Consider the following 19,821-nt stretch of genomic DNA (forward strand, 5'->3'; position numbering starts at 1 on the left):
TTGTTAAAATTAACTCTTGTCTTGAGGTCTGCTTTTTACTAATGGTCTTAGGATACTAGCTACTATTTCTGCCTTAACATCATCTAGGTTATACCAGGCTTTTGAGGTAAAGAGAGTAGGTAGTCTTCCTTTTAGGTGCAGGGTCAGAATGTAGCTGCCACTATGCTCTTCTCTGCCTGTGACTAATAGGTATTCTTCTTGCAGGACTTGCTCTAGGATGCTTTGGTAGAACTGACACAGGTTAAGCTCATTGTATTTTAGGCTGTAGTCAGCTAGGTTTTCTACATCTAGTTCTTGAATTACTTTCTCTAGCTTGTTCAGCCAGACTTCTAGCTGTGATGGATTGTCTAGTTTTAGGTAGTATAAGTCTGCTAGCTTATAGGTCCAGTTTAGGGCATCCACAACTGTTCCTCCGTGGAATTTAGGCTCGTAGGAGGCCCACAGGTATTCGAAACGCTGACAGTCAGCTAGTCCCTTGTCTAGGTCTAGATGGAAGTAGACATCTGTTCCATCTACATAGGGTGAGCAATCAGTTTTTATTATTACTCTAGCAGTGTGAGTGGGTAGCTCTCCTTCTTCTAGGTCATCTGTTCTTTCATCTCTTTCAAATGGTGCTACTGCAACAGCCATTACCCACTGACTGTTACCTGTATCATCCTCTTGGTCTATTTCCCTTTTTAGTGCTTCTAGGATTAGCTTCTTTCTCATTGGCTCTTTGATTAGTCTTTCTTCTAGGCTCATTTTCATCTCCTCCTAAGTTTGGATTTAGACATAGATTAAGCCCAGAAATAGAGGTTTGATTTATCTCTTCCTGGGCCTGTCAAGGTAATAATATATTATTGATTTGTCAGTTATTTCGGGTAGGTTAGCTGCAGCTAACTTAGGAGGAGACTTAGGGTTACTTACTGTAGAATTATTTTTAACAGCGAGTTTTAGGAGGGCAGTTTTAGCAGAAGTTCTTAGTATTAGTGGAAAGCAGACAAAAAAAGCCCCTCTTAAGAGCTTTTACCCCTTCACATCAAGCTTAGCTCCTAAGTGGGGGTTAACCGATTGTTCCATTAGTTTAGCGTTTGAGTCCATCAGCTTTTCAAGGCCTGCTCCTTGCTGGCCCATGGCCTTCTTTAGGACCGATGTGCTCACTTCGTTTTTAAGCTGCATTTGGCTTAGTCCCATGGATAGGGCTGCTATGTCCATTTAATCAGCTCCTTTCTTTTAAGATGCTGTATACTTAGCAAAACTCTTTTCCAGTTCTGCTTGCCACTTCTTGTACCTAGGTAGTAGTGTGAATTGCATTACTTCCACTGGTCTCATGTTTTCCTCTTTTTCGTAGGCTGCTAGCATTAGCTTAAATCCTTCTATTAGTGATGCGGTTAGCGGTTCGATTTCATTCTCATCTAATTCAGGAATGATTGGTTTAATGGCCTGCTCTACTTCAGTAAAGGCGTGGAATACATCTTTAAACAGGATAGCTGTTTCTTCAAACTGGCCCTCTATTGTTTTCTTGTGGATGTGCTCTAGTCCTTCAAGTCCTGTTCGGGATAGTTCTATTGCTTTTGTCATCACTTCTGTTTGCTTCTCCATTTTAAACTCCCTTTCCTTAGTTGCAGTCTCGCCAGAAGGTTCTGCTCTTATCGTCTAGTTGGTTTACTTCTTTTTCTAGTAGCTGTACTTTGCGGTTGAGGTTTGCTCTTTCGACATCGGTGAGGTCTTCTCCTTTAGCTTGCTCTGCCAGCTCCCGCATTTCAAGTAGCTTTGCTTCTATTTCATCTAATACTTTTAATCTATATTTAACCCATTCTAGCTTTTGCTTTAGGTATTCTTCATTGGGCACGGATTAGCCTCCTAGGATGTTATAAAAGGTTTTTAGAGTTGAATACAAAGGAACCGTCCCTATGTGTTCCTTCTATGTTTCTTTATTTTCAGTCTTGTTAAACTTAAAACCTAGGGTCATTGCATTTAGTAGGATCGTATTCCCACAACTATTACATGTTAAGGTTATAACTGGAACCATTTGTCTGTTAGTTTGACCTGTCAATCCAAATTGACCTATTTCATATATTTTATCAGATACAGTCCACTTTTCTTCCATGCAAATTAAACATTTTTTATTCGATTTCATTATTTGGTTTATTTTACTTATTACTATCTTTTGTTGTTCTTCAGTTAGTTGCATTAATATTCACTCCTTTATGTAATAAGAGGGTCAGAGATTGCTCCCTAACCCTCTATTTTAGAATGATACTGCTCAAATTAATTCGAACCTACATATTTAATTATCCCAATAACTGTAGCACTGATTGTGGTGCTTGGTTTGCTTGAGCTAACATTGCAGTTGAAGCTTGTTGTAAGATGTTTTGCTTAGTAAGCTCCATCATTTCTGCCGCCATGTCTACGTCTCTAATTCTAGACTCTGCTGCTTGTAGGTTTTCTGCAGAGTTGTCTAAGTTAGAAATTGTATGCTCCAGTCTGTTTTGGAAGGCTCCTAGCTTAGATCTTTCTGCTGATACCTTTTCAATAGCTTGATTAATTACTTCAACTGCTGCTGAAGCATTTTCATGACTAGAAACATCTAGTGCATATTCAGCTTGTGTGCTATCTGTTCCATCTGTAACATTTTTAGTAGATACAAACTGAGCTCCAGCTGCTTTTTCTCCTATTCCGTCAGCAACTGCTTCTGCTGTAGTTCCAGATATACCTAGAGCTGCCGCTCTCATATCTGAAATATCAACTCCAAAACTTTGCCCCTGGTTTGCACCTACTTGCATGGACAAAGAATTGTCTACTGTACTGTCGATTATCTCTAAAGAAGCTTGAGCACCATTCGTTACACTATTATCTGTCTCTATGCTTAGCCCGGTAGTTCCAAAGGTGATAGTATCTCCTTTATCAAATTGCTCAGCACTTCCTATTTGACCTTCTCCTACCTGTGTTAGTGTTGCTTCGAAGATTTCAACACCGCCTTTTACTGAGAAGAAATGACTTCCACCATCAGTTCCAAGGTTATCTCCTTCATAGCTAAAGCTTACACCCTCACCAAGATCAACAACAGTAGTTCCACTGTCATTAGTTAGTGTAAACATTCCTGCAGGAGTCGCAAGGTCTGTACCGTCGGCATTTTTTAATTGTGCGATATTTCGTGTAGCCTCTTCAACAGTGAAATTAATAGTATCTGTTCCTACACTCATTGTTGCTAATTCCGAACTATTCAAGTCAACAAACAAACCGCTTCCAGCATCGCCTAAAGCAATGTTTGTAACATTTGCTGAATCAGCAATATCCGCCGCACTTAATATTACTGCATCACCAACTTCAGTACTACCCTCTTTCAGTTGTATAGAGTATGTTGTTTCTTCTTGAACGAAGGTTGTATGGGCTCTATCGCCAACAAAATTGGCTCCTGTATAATCTAGTTCTAACGTTCCACCATCACCAGCACCAAATGTGAATGTTTTTGTTCCATCGTCACCTTGGTTTATAGTGTCTGTTTGAGTATTAGCCGTATCTCCTTCATAGGTAACAGAAATCTGGTCTTGGATTGTGTTATCACCAAAGGTAATAGCATCTCCATGGAAACTACTGTTTGCATCTGTGTCACTCGCTGTCGGGTCAGTAGCACTCCCATATACAGCTTGCTGGTCTACATCAAAAGAAATATCCCCTAACTGTATTGTTCTTGCCCCTGATGTATTAGTAAAGGTAGCTGTCACTGTTTCTTGTGCAACACCATCGAGTTGCAATTCAAATGTAAGTTCAACTTCGTCAGCAGTAGTTTGATTATCGCCAACAATATTAATTGTCCATGCACCAGCACCATCTTTCATAGTTGAGTCAGCAGCAATATTGAAGTTTGAAAGCGCTTCACTACCTGATTCCATAATGGCATCTGTACTAGTCGCACCAGTTAATTTACTTGCATCAAAAACAGTAGCCGTTTCAATAACAAAGGCTCCTGCCTCGGCAGAACTGGAATCTATATTACTGATACCATCAGCACTCACTGGTGTATGAGATTTGCTTGTTGCTTTCTCAATCTCAATAGAGTGGGCTCCATTCGCAAGGCCAGAGTTACTTTGAATAGAAATAGCTTCATTTCCACCTGTGCTATTTAATAGGTTCGTATCTCCAGTAGCTGCACCATCTAGAGCTTTAGCTGTATTATTCGTAATCTCTACTTGGTAACTTCCTTCTGATAGTTGTACATCTGCTCCAATTACATCCGTATTAGCACTAGGTGGTAGAGTATTAGATTGTCCACTGGCAACTTGATTTACTGAAGAACTGGTGATATCCACTTCATAATTACCCGTTTTCAAGGTAGAATTTGCTTCAACTTCTAAGCCTGAAAGACCTGTGTCATAACTAGCTCCTGATGCCACTACTCTTCCATCACCAGTAATAGCAATATCACCTGTTAACAACTTTTGCGTATTAAACTCAGTAGTATTCCCGATTCTATTGATTTCTGAAGATAACTGATTCATTTCTTTTTGGATTTCTTCACGGTCAACATCCACATTAGTGTCATTCGCTGACTGAACCGCCAATTCTCTCATTCTCTGAAGAATAGAATGAGTCTCACTAAGAGCACCCTCAGCCGTTTGGATTAACGAAATACCATCTTGAGCATTTCTAGAAGCTTGGTTAAGACCTCTAATTTGTCCTCTCATTTTCTCAGAGATAGATAGACCTGCTGCGTCATCACCAGCTCTGTTAATTCTGAAGCCTGATGATAATTTCTCCATCGAGTTAGCACCCTGGTTCTGTGCCATGCCCAACTGACGTTGAACCTTATTTGAAAAAACTGCTTATGTTATTTTTGATAATATGCTCTCTATTATCCACACTGATTAAACCCCGTAATTTCAAAGGTTTCAGGCTTTTTTATCCTTACATTTTTACCTAAAAATTCAGTTGGTTCTATCAACGATAATCCCATGAAACTATCAATTAATCGCTCTCGTCATTTGTGTTTCAAAGCTTAATGGAAGTGAGAATATTACCTTATCTAACGTTAATTTAAGCGACTATTCCATGAGAATAGAAAAAAGGCCATGCAGATTCTACATTTTCTGTAGTTCCCACATGGCCTTTTGCTTTTCTTATTCTATGCTTTTTAGCATCGTCTCTACCTCTTTATGGTATCCATACTTTTTAAAGAAGTCTACTAATGCAACCTCAAAAATATCTCTTTGTGAAATATTGTGGTCTGCACTAAAGTCTCTCACCATTTGGTCCAGTTGATTACTCATGTGAACCGATTTTGTAAGAAAAATCCCTGGCACCACATATCGCGGCATACTCCCTGACTCTCCTGCTAGATTAGACTCTATAATCTCTACAAGCTTTTCCTTTCTCTCAAAGAGATATTCTAAAAGAGGTTTGAACCTTTCAATTGTAAACTCCTCATCATATTCTCCTTCTTCTAAATCTTCCGTAGGTTCTAAATCAATCTCCTTTTGCTCAGGGATATAGTTATTACGATGAGAGTCCCAAATAAACCCTTTGGACTTCATATAGTTTGCCATCTCTTTTGAAGTCTCAAATCCTGATTCGTGGGCGATTCTTTTAGGACTCATCTCCCCTTCATTAAATCGTTTAATAATCTCTAGAGCTTTATTAGTAATACTGGCTTTATGGGGCTTGTTTTCATTTTGAATAATGCCTCTACCGTTTTTAGGAAAGTAATTTCCTAGCCGCTTTTCTTTAATATAGCCTTCTCTTCTCATAAACATATCCAAAGATTTATAATTCTTATACCCTAAGTCTTTTGCTATATCATCTGTGCTTTTACCTTCCTCAATACCATCCAAAACATACTGAATTTTCTCTTCATTATTTCTAAACTTTTTCATAAGAACCTCCTCCTTTAAAGACTTTTTATAGCTTCAACTAGCTGCTCTCTAGAAGTGTGGGTGTAGATTGATGTAGTTTTTAAATTTGAGTGCCCGAGAAGTTTTGAAATGCTAACAATGTTTACATCATTTTTAACTAACTGGCTTGCAAATGAGTGGCGAAATACATGGGCTGTTACATGTTTTTTAAGACCCATTCTTTTTCTGGTCTCCTTAATAATTGCCTGGACTCTTCCTACTGATAAAGTACCCGTTTTTTCAGTTGCAAAGAACTGGGGACTTTCTACTCTCCATTTTAAATAATCCTCAAGTATAGGTTTAAGTTTATCACTAATAGGCACTTTTCTTGGTTTCCTTCCTTTACCTTGCTTTACATTTATCCAAGAACTATCTAAATCTACATCTTCCAAAGTAAGTGCTAAAGCTTCAGAAATTCGAAGTCCTGTATAAAGTAGGGTCGTGGTAAATACTCTAACTACTGGATGCCTAATTTCTTTTATAAAATCAAGTGCTTCTTCCTCTGTTAAATACTCTCTTTCTTCTTGAACACATCTTACATTCTCAATCTTTAATGAAATATCATCTTCTATTAGTTTTCTTTTCCATGCATATTGAAAAAACATTTTAAGGGAAATGGACATTCTCTTTCTACTTGCTGGTTTATAGTTTCTTTCTTCCCTTAAGTATCTCAAGAATGTTTCTACATCCTTAAATGAAATGTCCTCCAAGTAAACAGGCCCATTCCATTCTTTTTCTAGCCACTTTCTAAATAAATTTAGGTCTTGTGTATAACCTGAAATTGTTTTCTGACTTTTCTCTTGCTGCTGCATATTCAGTTTATAATTCTCTAGTACTTTTTCTAAAATCATTTTACATTCTCCTTTCAATAGGTATTCCAAAATCATTAGTTTAACTAAGCTTTGGTTAGTGTCACACATTACCTCTATAAGTGTTATATAGCAAGTAAATTCAAAGGTTATCGGGAGGTTTATAAGTAAAAAAAGAAAGGCCCAGGGGATTTCTCCCCTAAAGCCTATGGTCTAAAAATCATAATGGTTGCATCAAAACCTGCGTCTTTTAGTCTCTTTACCTGACGGTTGGCATTATCTCTGTTAGCAAAGGATCCTGCCATTACTCGGTAGAAGACTTTTTCATCAGCGGGAGTTGGTGATGGTGCTTTCGCAGGAGTGGATGGTGCAGATGCCTTTTCTTGATACTTCACTCCTAGCTGCTGTAAAATAGCTTTTGTAATACCATCAATCAGCTCCTGCCTTTTCTGGTCAAATAACTGATTGTCTCCCGTATTATCTAAAAATCCAATCTCAATCAGAATGGCAGGGCATCTGGTCTCTCTTAAAACATGGAAGTTAGCATTCTTCACTCTACGGTTCACAAACCCCACATCCACCATGGCCTTTTGCACTTTATCAGCCAGCTCTTTGGATTTTGCTGAGGGTCTCGTAAAGACAAAGGTTTCTGCCCCCCTTGCCTGTTCTGGTCTAAAAGCGTTACGGTGAAAGGAAATGAAGTAATCATAATCCCCACGATTAGAAAAATCACTACGTTCCCTAAGACTCACCGTTTGGTCACGGGTTCTGGTCTCTCCGACTTCCACACCGTGACGTCTTAGCTCTTTTGTGACTTCCAGACCTATGGCTAAGTTATCATCCGACTCTTTCCTTCCTTGATATACAGCACCTGGATCCGTTCCACCATGGCCATAATCTAAACACACTTTACTCATTGTTCTTCTCCTCCTTCATCTCCATGAATACTTTCTTCAGCTTCTCTGGTATGGGCAGTCCAATGCGACTGGTATTTTCCAAGATACTCAGTCCCTCATTGGACAAATAGAAAAACACCACCGCTGTTCTGATGGCGCTTCCGTTTTGGATAATGTAAAAATCCAGCATCTGTCCAATCCCTACAAGAGAGAATATCACCACCTTCTTGGCGATCCCCTTAAATCCTATACGGCTTGAAACTTTCTCTGTTGTAATGGCAACCATTAAACCGGTGATGTAATCAATGACTACAAATACCACTAATGTATAAATCAGTCCATCAAATCCACCTAAGAACCATCCGATAACTCCTCCGAGTGTTGCAAATATTATCTGAACAACATTCCAAATCTCCCTCATGTTCTTTCCCTCACTTTCATAAAAGTTTTATCTATTAAAAAAACGCCCGGTGAAGGACGTCATATCATTCTCTTAAGTTGTTGTATTTAGTAAGGAGCGTAGTATACAAACCCGTTCCCCTTTACATAAAAACCATCTCCTGGCACATAAATAGCCCCACCAAACATATTCCCATGAGGTGAAAGAGAGAAGCCCGGCTGCTCTACCCCTTCCCAATAAATCCCGTCTGCTGAAGCGTACAGCATGTTCTCAGTAAAAAGGGCATATTTCCCCCAGTCCTTCATCCATACGATGTTTTGAGGATTTGGTGCTCTGTTATCTGCCAAATCTCCATAGTGTGATAGATTGGTCTCAATAAGCTGGGTGGCGCTATCGTTTAGAACACATAGATTTACACTAAAATTCCCCGGAGATCCATGGTATCTAAACCGGTGGACAAAGAGTTTATTATTAACGGAGCGAATATACATATAACGGTGGTCCAGTGGATCTTCTGGAATGGTAGTGGTCCAGGACCAAGGGGAAGCTGAACTTGCCCGAGCGATGGATTTATCTCCTCCAACCACCCCTACAAAGTTTCCTTTATGGGCAGTCATATACTTAAAAATCGGTACTGAGTTTCCATCAGAGCCTGTAAGGGTCCATTCTGTTCTTTCTTCTAAAGAATCGAAGCTATAATAGACGGGTGACTTATACCACCACCAGCTTACAACCCCTACATTCCTTGTAATGTCGTAAGCTCCCGTTTCCATATGGTTTTGAGCTCCTCTACAAAACCCTGCGTTGTGCCAGGTGATGCCGTCAAAGGACGCGATGATGTTGGCAAGCCCGACAATCCTTGCTAAAAACACACCATCTCCTGCCCATAGAATTTCTGGTATTCCGTGATTCCACCAAGGCACATCAACGATGGTCCACTGCTTCGTTTGATGGTTAAAATATGACATCCTGGGGTTGGCCGCACGGTACACAGCGATTTGGGCATTCCCATTATCAAAGACATCAATCCTTGTGGCACTGCCGGTTTGAGGGTAGCCAAAATGGTGATAATAGCGTTTTTCCCACTTTAATGTTGGAATAGGAAGAATAAGATTTCCCCTACCACCAAAGGCCGTCCATATGGCCAGTGTATTATTAAATCTTTCATGATAGGTCACTTTACTCCCCCTCCCATACCTTTTCTATTGCTGTAATTCTTCCACTGCTGTCTGTGGTGTAGTTGTATTTTGCTTTTTTCCCATCAGCGTAAACAATGTCGAAACTTGTCATATCGACTGTCAAAGTGGATACTTCTTTTAATAGTAGCTTTGAAAGTATTCCTTCAAGGGTAATACTGGTCATACGGCCTGAGTCATCTAAGGTAAAGCTATAATCTGCATGGTACTGATGGGTACTGCCTCTTTCTACTTCATAGGTGACGTGGATCATATTTTCTTCAATCCTAATGTTTTTTACAATGGTATAGGATACTCCCAAATCATCTAACTGGGTCCTAATACCACCAATAGATTCATCCACCTCTTGAAAGTTTTCATCGACATTCTCTTTAAATTCCTCAATGTACTGGTCTAGTGTATAAAGAGGTTTTCCCAGTTCCACTTTGGTATTTTGAGATCTTAGGATGTCCTTTTCTATGGAGATTACTTTTATTTTAAAATCTACTCCCAGTAGCTTATGCTTTACGGTTACGGTGTCTCCAATGCTTACTTTTAAAAGCGGCTTATATTCTTCATATTCTCTTGTATGTTCAAGCTGGATAAAATCTACTTGATAGTTTACTGCAAAGCCTGCATGTTCATAAAGGTAGTTCTCTGCCATTTGTCTAAGGGTTTCTTCATCCTTGGCTTCTTTAAAGTCCACTCTCTTAATCAGTTTAAAGTCAGGATAATCTGCTCCTGACCACTGGGCATTAATAAGATATTTCTCTGGTAGGGTTATTCCTTCTGCCCCTACAGGATAAATTCCTGTTAGGACTTCATCAGCACTGAGCTTCTCGTTAATCCCCGTGATGTTTTTTCCATGGGCTACAGTAACCCCTTTATCATTTAAGTGTCTTCCATTAATCTTTATATGAAAATTATCTCTGAAAAGCTCACCCTTCCACCTATTAGCTACCATAAACATGGCCTGGGAAGCGGACCTTCTAATAAAATACTGGGTGTTTAATGCTTCAATATCACTTTCAACGGTATAGGTCCCAACGAGACCTGATTCTTCTAAAACCATCTCCATAGCATCAATAGCCTTTTTATCTACTGCCCTTCGATCTTCGATGAAATAATGATTAAGATCATAAAAGATATGCCTTCCACTAACCCTTAGAAGGTTACTGGGTGTGTCTTTTTCTACATGATAAATCCTGAAAAGCTGTCCATCTGCTTTGATAATATTAAAAGGCTTTAGATGCTTTTTCTTCTCTAAATGCAGGGGATAGGAGAGCTTAATTTCATAAATTCCGTTTAGCTTTTCTAGGGTTTTACACTCTGAGCATTTATCTAAAATACCTAGGCCATTAGATGAGAAGTTACTTTCCTTCTTGTCATAAACCGTAATCATTATAACCACCGCCAATTTGGAAGTACTTCAAGTTTTGTCACATTCCCAGTCCAGGATATAATATTCTCACCAGACTTTAGAAGTGGAAACTCTCCTGCCATTTTAGAGTTAAGATTGTTCATGGTATCATCATAACAGTCCTGGATTTCAGAGTTTAAGATGATTTTTCCTTCAACTCCACTTAGCCCTATGGATTGGTCATTAATATTTAATAGGATATCCCCACTTCCATACACATAAATCACAGGCTCACTCTCTAGAGAACCTGGATTGTGGACTGTTGCATCTGTTTCATTAAGAGTGATTATTTCATTTTCTACTTCATATTTAAAAGGCTGGCAGTTAAAGATTACCGGAAAACTTGAAGTGTATTTATAGACTTGGGTGAAGTCGATGGCATTTACCACTTGAGCGATGTATTTCTTATCCTCAGAAAAACTAAAAATAAGGTCATTTTCCTCAGCATTAAAAAGCCAAGCTTTTATGGTATCAAATCTTTCTACTAAATTCTCTGTATCTTTTAGGCCACATTCCACCACAATGGTAATATCTTCATAGGTGTTTTCATCGTACTGAACCCTTCCATGCCTTCCTGGAATATCCATATAATGTACTCTTCTTTTAGGAGAGGGAAGGTTTGGCCTTTTGGCAATAACTATCCCGTAATCTTCATAGCTGTTTTTCCCACCAAATGTAAAACTAAGCATTAGCCTCTCCCCCTTCCAAGTGATACTCTTTGACGATAAAACTCAAGCTCATAGGCAAGCTGCTCGATATCTTTTTCAGTGTTGTTTACAAATTTATCTATATTAAGGGTAAGCCCTCCACCACGACCAGTGCTATCTCCCATAATTTGATTGGTCTGATAATCGTTATAGATTTTACTTCCACGAGGTAGTTCTACAAGCTCTGGTCCAAGCTCTCCTACCATGGTTAGTCCCCCTTGGAAGAAGGAAGTTCCTGCAAAGTTCTTTCTAAAAGGAGCGGTTACGGTGTTAACCACATTCTCTGTAATATTTCTAATTCTATTGGTGAAGGTGGCTTCTTTGTTTTCCACCCTTTGGTTATTCCATTCACGGATTCTGCTAATTCCACCTTGGATGGCATCTCTTACCCTTGAAAAGGCACCGGATACTTTACTTGCCATAGAGGAAAACTTTCCACCGGTTACGCTATCCATGGTGTTTAGTGCTGCGCCCCAAACGGACTTATAGCCTTCAGTATAGGTGGTAATAACCCCTCTAATACCTCCACCGTTTTCTTCGATTCTTCCTTTGATGTTACTCCAAGCTGAAGCTGTGTTAGTTTTTAGAAAATCCCAAGTCTTACTAGTATTATTTTTTACATTGTCCCAGCTAGAGCTTATATTTTCTCTAATATTCCCTAGAGTCTGTGAAGTGCTGTCTTTGATGTTTCCCCACTTATCTGAAATACTTCCTCTAATGGATTCCCATCTTTCAGCTGTATTCTCTCTAATTTTATTCCAGCCTTCACTGACCGACTCCCTCATGGAAGATAAAGTTTCGCTAGTGCTTTCCTTGATGCTATTCCATCTTTCACTGATCCCTGCTTTAACATTTTCCCAAGCTTCAGCTGTGCTTTCTTTGATAGAGTTCCACCGTTCAGCGATCGCGTCTTTCAGTTCCCCTGCCTTCTCTTTAATGGTGTCCCAGTTTTTATAAAGAGCCACACCAACTGCAGTAATTCCAACAATAGCTGCAACAGCAATCCCAATAGGTCCTGTTAAGGCTGTAAATGCTGCGGCTAATACTCCTTTTATTGCAACAAGTCCACCTGCAGCTGCAGAGGCCCCTCCCACTGCTGCTGTTTTGCCTGCGATAGCGAGTGATATCTTAGAGAATGCACCAATAATGGCTCCTGCTCCTGCTACAATCTTTCCTCCAATAATTAAAAGAGGTCCTACTGCTGCAGCCAGAGCCGCTACTTTTACTATGGTTTCTTGGGTAGCTGGACTAAGGTTAGAAAACCACTCCACCGCTCTTTGAAGGTTTTCAACTAAAGTCTTCAGATGCGGAACGAGAATTTCAAAGATCTCAATGGCCACTCCTTCAAGTTGAGATTTTAAAATGGTAAGTTGCCCCTGAAGGTTGTCCTGCATAATATCTGCCATTTCACCGGCGGCACCGCTATATTCTCTTGTAGCATCTGTAAGCTTTTTATAATCCTCATCGGTGGCATTAATAACTGCAAGCATCCCACTCATGGCTTCTTTCCCAAAGAGAGTGGCGGCATATTGGGCCTGTTGTTCTTGGGTAAGCCCATCAAAAGACCCTCTTAATTGATCCATTACATCTTTGAAGGGCAGCATATTCCCCTGTGCATCGGTAAGATTTAAACCTAATTCATCAATAATTTTAGCCGCTTCCGATGTAGGTTGAGTAAGCCTTGTAATGGCACCTCTTAAAGTTGTACCGGCTTGGGACCCTTTAATTCCCGCATTGGCCATAAGCCCAAGGGCTAAAGCCGCATCTTCAGCACTGTAGCCTAAAGAACCAAAAAGAGGCGCTACATATTTAAAGGACTCCCCTAGCATTCCTACATTGGTATTGGCATTACTGGATGCACTGGCAAGTAAATCTGCAAAGTTCCCCGCATCTGAAGCCTGCATACCAAAGGCGGTGAGGGCATCTGTGACGATATCAGATACTGAAGCTAAACTTTCTCCACTGGCTGCTGCAAGCATCATGACACCATCTAGACCATCCATCATCTGAGTTGTGTCCCAACCTGCCATGGCCATATAGTTTAGAGCCTGGGCCGATTCGCTGGCACTGAACTTTGTAGAAGAACCCATCTCTTTTGCCTTGTCACTAAGCTTCTCTAAATCCTCTCCTGTGGCGCCAGAGATGGCCTGAACTTTACTCATTTCAGCTTGAAAATCTGAACCGATCTTCACTGCTGCTGCTCCAATACCCACAATAGGGAGGGTGACTTTTTTGGTGAGGTCTTTTCCTACGCTCTCCATCTTTTTACCGATGTCTTGCATAGACTGGCCGATTGGCTCTAGACTTTTGCCAAGCTTATACCAACTGGAGGACTGGACTTCGATTTGTCGATTAATGCTGGTTAGGTCCTGCTCCATCTGAACAAGTCTTGTTCTTGCTTGATTTAGCTTTATTTCTAAATCTCCAGTGGCCTTAGCATCTTTCCCTTTAGTCTCCACTGACTTTTGATGAGCCTTTTCTAAAGCTTCTACTTTTTGTCTTTGGAGTTCTTTTTGTTTGGTTAAAGAGTCTGATTTAGTTCTTAGTTTATCCAGCTCACTACCATGTTTCCCAAGCTCTGTACTTGCCAGTTTAAACTCCGACTGGACCTTTCTCATTTCTTGATTCAGTTTTCCAATCCCGTTTTGAAATCCAGTAGAGTCAAGACCTACCCTGACATTTAATTGACCGATATCTGCCATATCCCTCACCTCCCCTTGGCATAAAAAATACACCCATTACAGGTGTTATAGAATCTCATCGATATATGTTTGTTGGTTTATCATTTTTCTTTTAAGAAGCTTTAGATAATAAATCATGTCCATATCATCGATTTCATGAAGCTTCCAGCCTTTATCTAATAGAGCTAGATAAAACTGGTCAATAAACTCCTGGGGATCCATGAAGTTCCCCTCTATTCGTTTTTTTCATCACCTGCTGTGGCTTCTCCCATTTCCCCTACCACTTCATTGATGCAATTCATCATGGTTGGAATCAGCTCTTTTGATGGTAGTCCATCATAGACATCGTCAATGGTAAACTGATGAGAAAACAGTTCTACAATAAAGCCTACCATTTGATCCAGTTCCTCTGGACTCATGTCGTTAAAGTTAATGCCCTTTGATACTTCAATGGTTCTTCTCACCATTCTTGCTGAAATAAAATCAGTTATAAAGGTTTTATCTTTCCCCTTTATCTTTAATGTAATCTGCATCTTTTAGCCTCCCATCTATTCTTCTAGTCCTTCACCATTTTCCTCTTCAATTGCATCACCTGGTACTTTTTCAAACCAAGCATCTGCTCCGGTAAATTCAGGTGTGCCTTCATCGGCAGTTCTCTTCCACTCTCCATCATAAGCCCTTGGCATAAAAACAAACTTTAGCTGTGGCGTCTTATGCTCCACATTGTCCTTTTTTGTTGAATAATCCTCTGCCATTGGCTGGGCCACACCTTTTAATAGCCAGATGTATCTATACTTCCCATTTGACTTTTGACTTCTAAAACCTAGGGCCACATGAGGTGGTTTATCCGAGGCCTTTTCAATTAAAACTCCATCTTTAACCTCACTACCTGTAAGCTCCCCTCTCGTTTCAAGCTTAAGGTCTGCAGTTTCAATTTCTACATCAATCTTTCCAAGAGCCGATACGGATTCCCATAGCTGATCGTCTGCATAAAGTTCCTGGGTATTGACTGTAGGGTTAATGGTGGCGTTCATGGCACCTGCCAGAGGTTTAATTACACCATAAAGCACACCCTCGTTTGTATCTTCCTCTAAAATAGCATAGTGTAAATCCTTAAGTCCTACTTGAGCCATTTACTTTTCCTCCCTTCGATAGCGCATCACTTTGTGATACACCTTTGTATCCTTTTCGTAAAGGTCATAAAAATTCAGTTTAATAAATCCTGCTTCTTTCATCTGCTTATGCACTTCTTTTACTAAATCCGTATAGTCATTTTTAGACCATAAATCTATCTGAATATACTCTCCTCCTATTTCCTCTTCATCATCTGCATGAAGCTCTGCCTTTTCCAGATAAGCAAAGAAGGTGATATAGATGTCTGCCTTCCCACTATAAGTCTGAAAAGCTACTGGAATATCTAAAGGACTAAGGGCCATCAGAATATCTTTATTTAAACTCATAGCCCCAGCCCCCTTCTAATCTCTTCTGATATCTTATTCATGGCTTCATTTTTAGATTTTTCATAGCCCCTACCCATAAAGGGATTAGCTTTAATGTGGACCGTTCCAAATTCTATAAACTTGCCATAAAAACCATCATTCCCAGGACCTACTTCCACATGCTTCATCCCATTTTTGGTTTTCACACCGGAGGTTTTAATGCTTTTCTTAAGGGTTCCAGAGCGAACAGGCGCTTCATTTTTTATGGCATCTTCCACCACATTACCGGCTTCTCGCAAGGCTTTATTCTCAACCCTTTTACTTTGATCACCTAATTTTTGTAGTTCTGATAGAAGCTCCTCTACTCCTTCAAGTTCCATCTTAGCCACTCGGCATCACCTCCTGGCCCATAATCTCAATCCACTTATTTTTATACTTAATATTATCGATGGCGATGATATTATAGCGTTTCTCATTAAAGAGAATCAGCATGGAAGGCTCAATCCCTTTTACATACCGAATGGTAAACTTAACCGTATGCTCTGCCTGGACCTGAGCTGCTTCATAAAACTCTCTACCATGAAGATGGCTTGCTGCTGCCCACACCGTCTTTACATCCTCCCACGTTTCTATTTCAAAGCCATTTTCATTCACGGTAACGTTTTTCTTTTGAAAGGTAATTCTATGTCTTAATTCTCCTATCTCCATAGCATCACCAGCTTTCTTTTCTGAGATTACCTAATATATTTTTCATCACATCGATGGTTTCTAAAATTCCTCCACTTTCATTTTTCATATAGTGATGGGTTCCCTCTCTTTTTTCATACATATTGGCTATGCAGTAAAGCATAGCTTGTTTCACTAATACTGGAACTTCTTCAAATTCTGAAAGTGGGTATCGTAGGATGTCTTCACAAATACTTCTAGCGATTTCTATAAAGGAAGAGATGAGGGCATCTTCCTCATCACCTTCCACTCTCAGATAAAGCTTCACTTCTTCTAAAGGGATCATGCCCTCACCTGCCTTTCTACTCCATTAGTCCAGCAGCTTTTAACTTTGAAAGAAGGGCATTGAAATCAGCCACTATGCCTTCTACATCACCGGCTGTACTATCTGCTTGAGTACTTGCTGGCTTTAATTCTTTTTCATTAAAAATGAGCTTGCCACCATTACTGATTACAAGCTCACCTTCAATAACTGTTTTATCTCCACCCTGTTCGGTGTAGTTCTTTACATTACTCATAGAAACCACCTACCCTTTCATCTGTAATACTTTCACAGCTTCAGGAAGAATAAGTTTACCATCCACCCTTTGAGTAGCCTTAAAACCTACCTGCCCTGTTGCTGCATAAAGTTCGTTTAGTCTTTGGAAAGATCTACCCTGTCTATCAGCAATCCAATAATAGGAGATGTCTCCAAAGGCGATAGGCTTTGATCCAACATCAATTAGTGGAACATAAGCCGAGGTCTTTACTGGGCGATTAAGGATAGTATCCGGCTCTCCTGCAGTGACAGATGGACTCCATAGATACTGGCCGTTTCCATCCTTTAGTTTTCTAATCTCTTTGATAGTCGCATCATTGGTAATAAAGGTTGCTTTCTTTCTATATGGTGACTTTAGGGAATAAAAAAGGTCCATCAGGTCATCAAACTTAAGTGCTGCTGCCGTAGTTGTGTGACCTAGCTGGGCACTTCCAAATAGTCCTGTCGGCTTTCCATTTCCATCACCAATAATGAAGGCCTCTTCCTCCCTTTGACCTATTCTTCTAGCAAACTCTTTTGCGATATAGGTTCCAAGGTTAAATACACTGTCTTGAAGAAGTTCTTCTGAAACCTTAATCATAGTAGCCAGCTTATATGCCCCAATGGACATAATTCCAAAACTATCATCAGACTCTGGAATAGGTCCTTCTTCATCTACCCAAGATGCAGTTCCTTTAGATGCGACAACTGGAATTTTGCGATCCCCAGAAGATGTTCTAATAATCTTCGCAAGGCTTCTCATTAGGTTTTCTTCTTCCAAGGCTTCAATAAGGGTTCTTTCAAACTCATCTGGTGCCAAATAACCTCCTTCACTGTCTTCTCCAATCCTTAGTGAGTTCCTTACAGATTCAGTTGTCTTTCTTCTCATAGCATTCCAGAAGGCTGATGTATATTCATTTGATGCTCTGCCTTCTTTCTCTGGTTCATTTCTGTTCTCCGGTGTATTTCTAATTGCATTGGTTGTAGCCCTTGATAGTTCTAAATCAAACATTTCCTGTCTTTCTAGCCTCTCTACTTCTTTTCCAAGGGCTACTACTTCTGCTTCCATCTTTTCATAGGTGGCAGTATCCTCTGCTGATAGCAGACCATTGTCTCCACGCTTTTCATCTAAGAATTTCTTAGCCTGATCCCATACTTTTGCTCGTTTTTCCCTTAGTTCTAATACTTTACTCATTTCACATTCCTCCTATTTAATTAGATTTAATCTCTTCATTAACTGATTCACATCGGTTCCTTCTGCCTTTTCTTCACTTTTAGCTGAAGGTTTTGATTTATTTAACCTGCCTATAAAGTGATTCGTAACCGTCATCTTGTCAAAGAGAAAGCCGTTTATAACTGCCTCTGGAACCTTTTCTTCTGTATAAAGCACATCATCGCAAAATCCCAGTTCTAATGCTTTACCTGCACTCATCCAAGTTTCTTTGTCCATCATGGTTGAGATTTTTTGTCGAGAGAGCCCTGTTTTCAGTTCATAGGCATTGATAATGCTCTCTTTGACCTCAGATAAGACTTCAATGCCTTTTTTCATATCCAGCACTTCTCCCCATACAATGGTGCTTGGGTTATGACACATCAGCATGGCTGTAGGTGACATGAAAACTTCATCACCTGCCATGGCAATAACAGAAGCTGCACTGGCTGCTATGCCATCAATCTTTACAGTGACTTTACCGTCGTATTCCTTTAGCATGGTGTAGATTCTGCTGGCAGCAAAGCAATCACCTCCTGGGGAATTGATAAATACTGTGATATCTCCTTTTTCAGCTTCTAATTCCTCTTTAAAAACCTTAGGCGTTACATCATCTTCAAACCAGCTTTCCTCTGCAATATATCCATCAAGGTAAAGTGTCCTCCCTTCTTCTGTTTTATTAAAATTCCAAAATTTCATCTAGTCATCACTTCCTTTCTTTACGTAAGCCCCTATGTCTTGGAGTTTTAGGAGATTTCCGTTGGCGACATAAATATCACCGTGCTCAATGGGATTCATATCTTCCAGATGCCTTACGTCGTTTGGACTTAAAAAGCCATTTTGAATGCCAATGCTGTATCCTTCCATGCGGGTTTTATAGTCTCCACGAAGGAGACCTTCCACGTTTAGCTTAAAGAAATAATCCTTTTTCTCTGATGGTGAGAGTAATGTCTTTTTCATGGCCATCTCCCACCTTGAAAGCCAAGGAGTCAAAGTGTATTTTACAAACTCAAGGCTCTGCTGCTCAATATTTGAGAAACTGGACTTTTCTAGATCTCCAATCATATGGGGAGGAATACGAAAGATTCTCGCAATCTCATTAATCTGAAACTTCCTCGTCTGCAGGAACTGGCTCTGCTCCGGTGGAATGCTAATAGGTTTAAAGGATAACCCTTCTTCCAGCACTGCCACTCGATTAGCATTGTTACTGCCTCCATAGACACTGTTCCAGCTATCCCTCACCTTGGCTGGATCCTTTAAGATACCGGGATGCTCTAGAACTCCGCCGGGGTTCGCTCCATTTTTAAAGTAAGTAGCTCCATATTCTTCTGTTGCGATAGCCATGCCTATGGCTTGTTTTGCCATGGCAATTGGGGAATGTCCTAAGAGTCCATCGAAACCAAGCCCTGGAATATGTAGGACTTCAAAGCTTCTTAGGATAAACTCTTCACTGTCTTTTTGATAGCTGTAATAAATCTCCCCACCCTCACTTCGTTTTACCGTCATTTTGTCAGGCATTAGTGGATATAAGGAAATCACTTTTCCTCTACCGTCACGCATCACTTGGGCATATGCATTTCCCCATAATAATAGATGACCCATCAGTGTCTCTCTGAACACAAAGGAGGTCATCTCATCGTTTGGTGCATCATGGAGCAGATTGTATAAAGGGTGGTCCAGAGCCTTTTCTTTGCCTTTATTTGTGCGAACATAAGTGTGAAGCGGTAAAGATGCAATTGTCTCAGATAAAATCCTCACACAAGCATACACAGCACTTGTCTGCATTGCTGTTCTCTCGTCCACATGCTTTCCACTACTGGTTGGACCAAAGAAAAAAGCATAGGTACTCTCCCACATGCTGTTCTTTGGGTCTGCTCTTGAGTTAAACAGTTTTGACAAAATCGGTATCTTCAAATTTGATCACCTCCTGAAATTGAGCATGAAAAAAGCACCTCATTTGAGATGCTCATA

Annotated in this window: 25 protein-coding genes; all 25 read right to left on the reverse strand. The window is 40.1% G+C overall.

Annotated elements, in window-relative coordinates:
* Positions 1-9: 9 nt before the first annotated feature.
* Entirely contained in the window at positions 10-741 is a 732-nt protein-coding gene (locus GGQ84_RS02440; RefSeq protein ID WP_429158681.1) for a hypothetical protein, read from the reverse strand.
* A 264-nt stretch (positions 742-1,005) separates the two neighbouring features.
* Positions 1,006-1,194 (reverse strand): YjfB family protein, encoded by a 189-nt coding sequence (locus GGQ84_RS02445; RefSeq protein ID WP_429158684.1) that lies wholly within the window; start codon positions 1,192-1,194, stop codon positions 1,006-1,008.
* Positions 1,195-1,212: 18 nt separating this feature from the next.
* Complete coding sequence (locus GGQ84_RS02450; RefSeq protein WP_429158686.1) at positions 1,213-1,581, reverse strand: DUF8042 domain-containing protein; 369 nt, start codon at positions 1,579-1,581, stop codon at positions 1,213-1,215.
* Positions 1,582-1,597: 16 nt separating this feature from the next.
* Positions 1,598-1,831, reverse strand: a complete 234-nt coding sequence (locus tag GGQ84_RS02455) for a hypothetical protein (RefSeq protein ID WP_429158688.1) — start codon at positions 1,829-1,831, stop codon at positions 1,598-1,600.
* Positions 1,832-1,903: 72 nt separating this feature from the next.
* The gene (locus GGQ84_RS02460) at positions 1,904-2,173 is read right to left on the reverse strand and encodes a hypothetical protein (protein ID WP_429158691.1); all 270 of its coding nucleotides are present in this window, start codon (positions 2,171-2,173) and stop codon (positions 1,904-1,906) included.
* 100 nt (positions 2,174-2,273) lie between these two features.
* Positions 2,274-4,742: a flagellin N-terminal helical domain-containing protein gene (locus tag GGQ84_RS02465; RefSeq protein ID WP_429158694.1), complete on the reverse strand. Its 2,469-nt coding sequence runs from the start codon at positions 4,740-4,742 to the stop codon at positions 2,274-2,276.
* A 357-nt stretch (positions 4,743-5,099) separates the two neighbouring features.
* On the reverse strand, positions 5,100-5,852 hold the full coding sequence (locus GGQ84_RS02470; RefSeq protein WP_429158697.1) for a hypothetical protein: 753 nt from the start codon (positions 5,850-5,852) through the stop codon (positions 5,100-5,102).
* 14 nt (positions 5,853-5,866) lie between these two features.
* Entirely contained in the window at positions 5,867-6,721 is an 855-nt protein-coding gene (locus GGQ84_RS02475; RefSeq protein ID WP_429158700.1) for a tyrosine-type recombinase/integrase, read from the reverse strand.
* 164 nt (positions 6,722-6,885) lie between these two features.
* Entirely contained in the window at positions 6,886-7,596 is a 711-nt protein-coding gene (locus GGQ84_RS02480) for an N-acetylmuramoyl-L-alanine amidase (protein ID WP_429158703.1), read from the reverse strand.
* Positions 7,589-7,996, reverse strand: coding sequence for a phage holin family protein (locus GGQ84_RS02485; protein WP_429158706.1), 408 nt, complete (start codon positions 7,994-7,996; stop codon positions 7,589-7,591). The genes GGQ84_RS02480 and GGQ84_RS02485 overlap by 8 nt, the downstream gene beginning before the upstream one ends.
* Before the next feature lie 86 nt (positions 7,997-8,082).
* Entirely contained in the window at positions 8,083-9,153 is a 1,071-nt protein-coding gene (locus GGQ84_RS02490) for a hypothetical protein (protein ID WP_429158709.1), read from the reverse strand.
* A gap of 1 nt (position 9,154) precedes the next feature.
* Complete coding sequence (locus GGQ84_RS02495; RefSeq protein ID WP_429158712.1) at positions 9,155-10,552, reverse strand: phage tail spike protein; 1,398 nt, start codon at positions 10,550-10,552, stop codon at positions 9,155-9,157.
* Entirely contained in the window at positions 10,552-11,259 is a 708-nt protein-coding gene (locus GGQ84_RS02500; RefSeq protein ID WP_429158714.1) for a distal tail protein Dit, read from the reverse strand. The genes GGQ84_RS02495 and GGQ84_RS02500 overlap by 1 nt, the downstream gene beginning before the upstream one ends.
* Positions 11,259-13,979 carry a phage tail tape measure protein gene (locus GGQ84_RS02505; protein ID WP_429158717.1) on the reverse strand — a complete coding sequence of 907 codons (2,721 nt, stop codon included), beginning with the start codon at positions 13,977-13,979 and terminating at the stop codon, positions 11,259-11,261. The genes GGQ84_RS02500 and GGQ84_RS02505 overlap by 1 nt, the downstream gene beginning before the upstream one ends.
* A gap of 45 nt (positions 13,980-14,024) precedes the next feature.
* Complete coding sequence (locus tag GGQ84_RS02510) at positions 14,025-14,180, reverse strand: hypothetical protein (protein ID WP_429158719.1); 156 nt, start codon at positions 14,178-14,180, stop codon at positions 14,025-14,027.
* Positions 14,181-14,191: 11 nt separating this feature from the next.
* A complete protein-coding gene (gene gpG, locus GGQ84_RS02515) occupies positions 14,192-14,491 on the reverse strand; it encodes a phage tail assembly chaperone G (RefSeq protein WP_429158722.1) in 300 nt (99 codons plus the stop codon).
* 15 nt (positions 14,492-14,506) lie between these two features.
* Positions 14,507-15,091: a major tail protein gene (locus GGQ84_RS02520; protein WP_429158724.1), complete on the reverse strand. Its 585-nt coding sequence runs from the start codon at positions 15,089-15,091 to the stop codon at positions 14,507-14,509.
* Positions 15,092-15,418: a hypothetical protein gene (locus tag GGQ84_RS02525; protein WP_429158726.1), complete on the reverse strand. Its 327-nt coding sequence runs from the start codon at positions 15,416-15,418 to the stop codon at positions 15,092-15,094. It abuts the gene before it with no gap.
* On the reverse strand, positions 15,415-15,777 hold the full coding sequence (locus GGQ84_RS02530) for an HK97-gp10 family putative phage morphogenesis protein (RefSeq protein ID WP_429158911.1): 363 nt from the start codon (positions 15,775-15,777) through the stop codon (positions 15,415-15,417). Before GGQ84_RS02530 ends, GGQ84_RS02525 begins: the two co-directional genes overlap by 4 nt.
* Position 15,778: 1 nt before the next feature.
* The gene (locus tag GGQ84_RS02535) at positions 15,779-16,105 is read right to left on the reverse strand and encodes a phage head closure protein (RefSeq protein WP_429158727.1); all 327 of its coding nucleotides are present in this window, start codon (positions 16,103-16,105) and stop codon (positions 15,779-15,781) included.
* A gap of 4 nt (positions 16,106-16,109) precedes the next feature.
* A complete protein-coding gene (locus GGQ84_RS02540) occupies positions 16,110-16,409 on the reverse strand; it encodes a head-tail connector protein (protein WP_429158730.1) in 300 nt (99 codons plus the stop codon).
* A gap of 16 nt (positions 16,410-16,425) precedes the next feature.
* Positions 16,426-16,641, reverse strand: coding sequence for a Head fiber protein (locus GGQ84_RS02545; RefSeq protein WP_429158733.1), 216 nt, complete (start codon positions 16,639-16,641; stop codon positions 16,426-16,428).
* 9 nt (positions 16,642-16,650) lie between these two features.
* Positions 16,651-17,835, reverse strand: coding sequence for a phage major capsid protein (locus tag GGQ84_RS02550; protein WP_429158736.1), 1,185 nt, complete (start codon positions 17,833-17,835; stop codon positions 16,651-16,653).
* A 12-nt stretch (positions 17,836-17,847) separates the two neighbouring features.
* Entirely contained in the window at positions 17,848-18,549 is a 702-nt protein-coding gene (locus GGQ84_RS02555; RefSeq protein WP_429158739.1) for a head maturation protease, ClpP-related, read from the reverse strand.
* Positions 18,550-19,758 (reverse strand): phage portal protein, encoded by a 1,209-nt coding sequence (locus tag GGQ84_RS02560; RefSeq protein ID WP_429158913.1) that lies wholly within the window; start codon positions 19,756-19,758, stop codon positions 18,550-18,552.
* Between the last annotated feature and the right edge of the window lie 63 nt (positions 19,759-19,821).

Source organism: Desulfitispora alkaliphila, assembly GCF_050433185.1.
Classification (GTDB): domain Bacteria; phylum Bacillota; class Desulfitisporia; order Desulfitisporales; family Desulfitisporaceae; genus Desulfitispora; species Desulfitispora alkaliphila.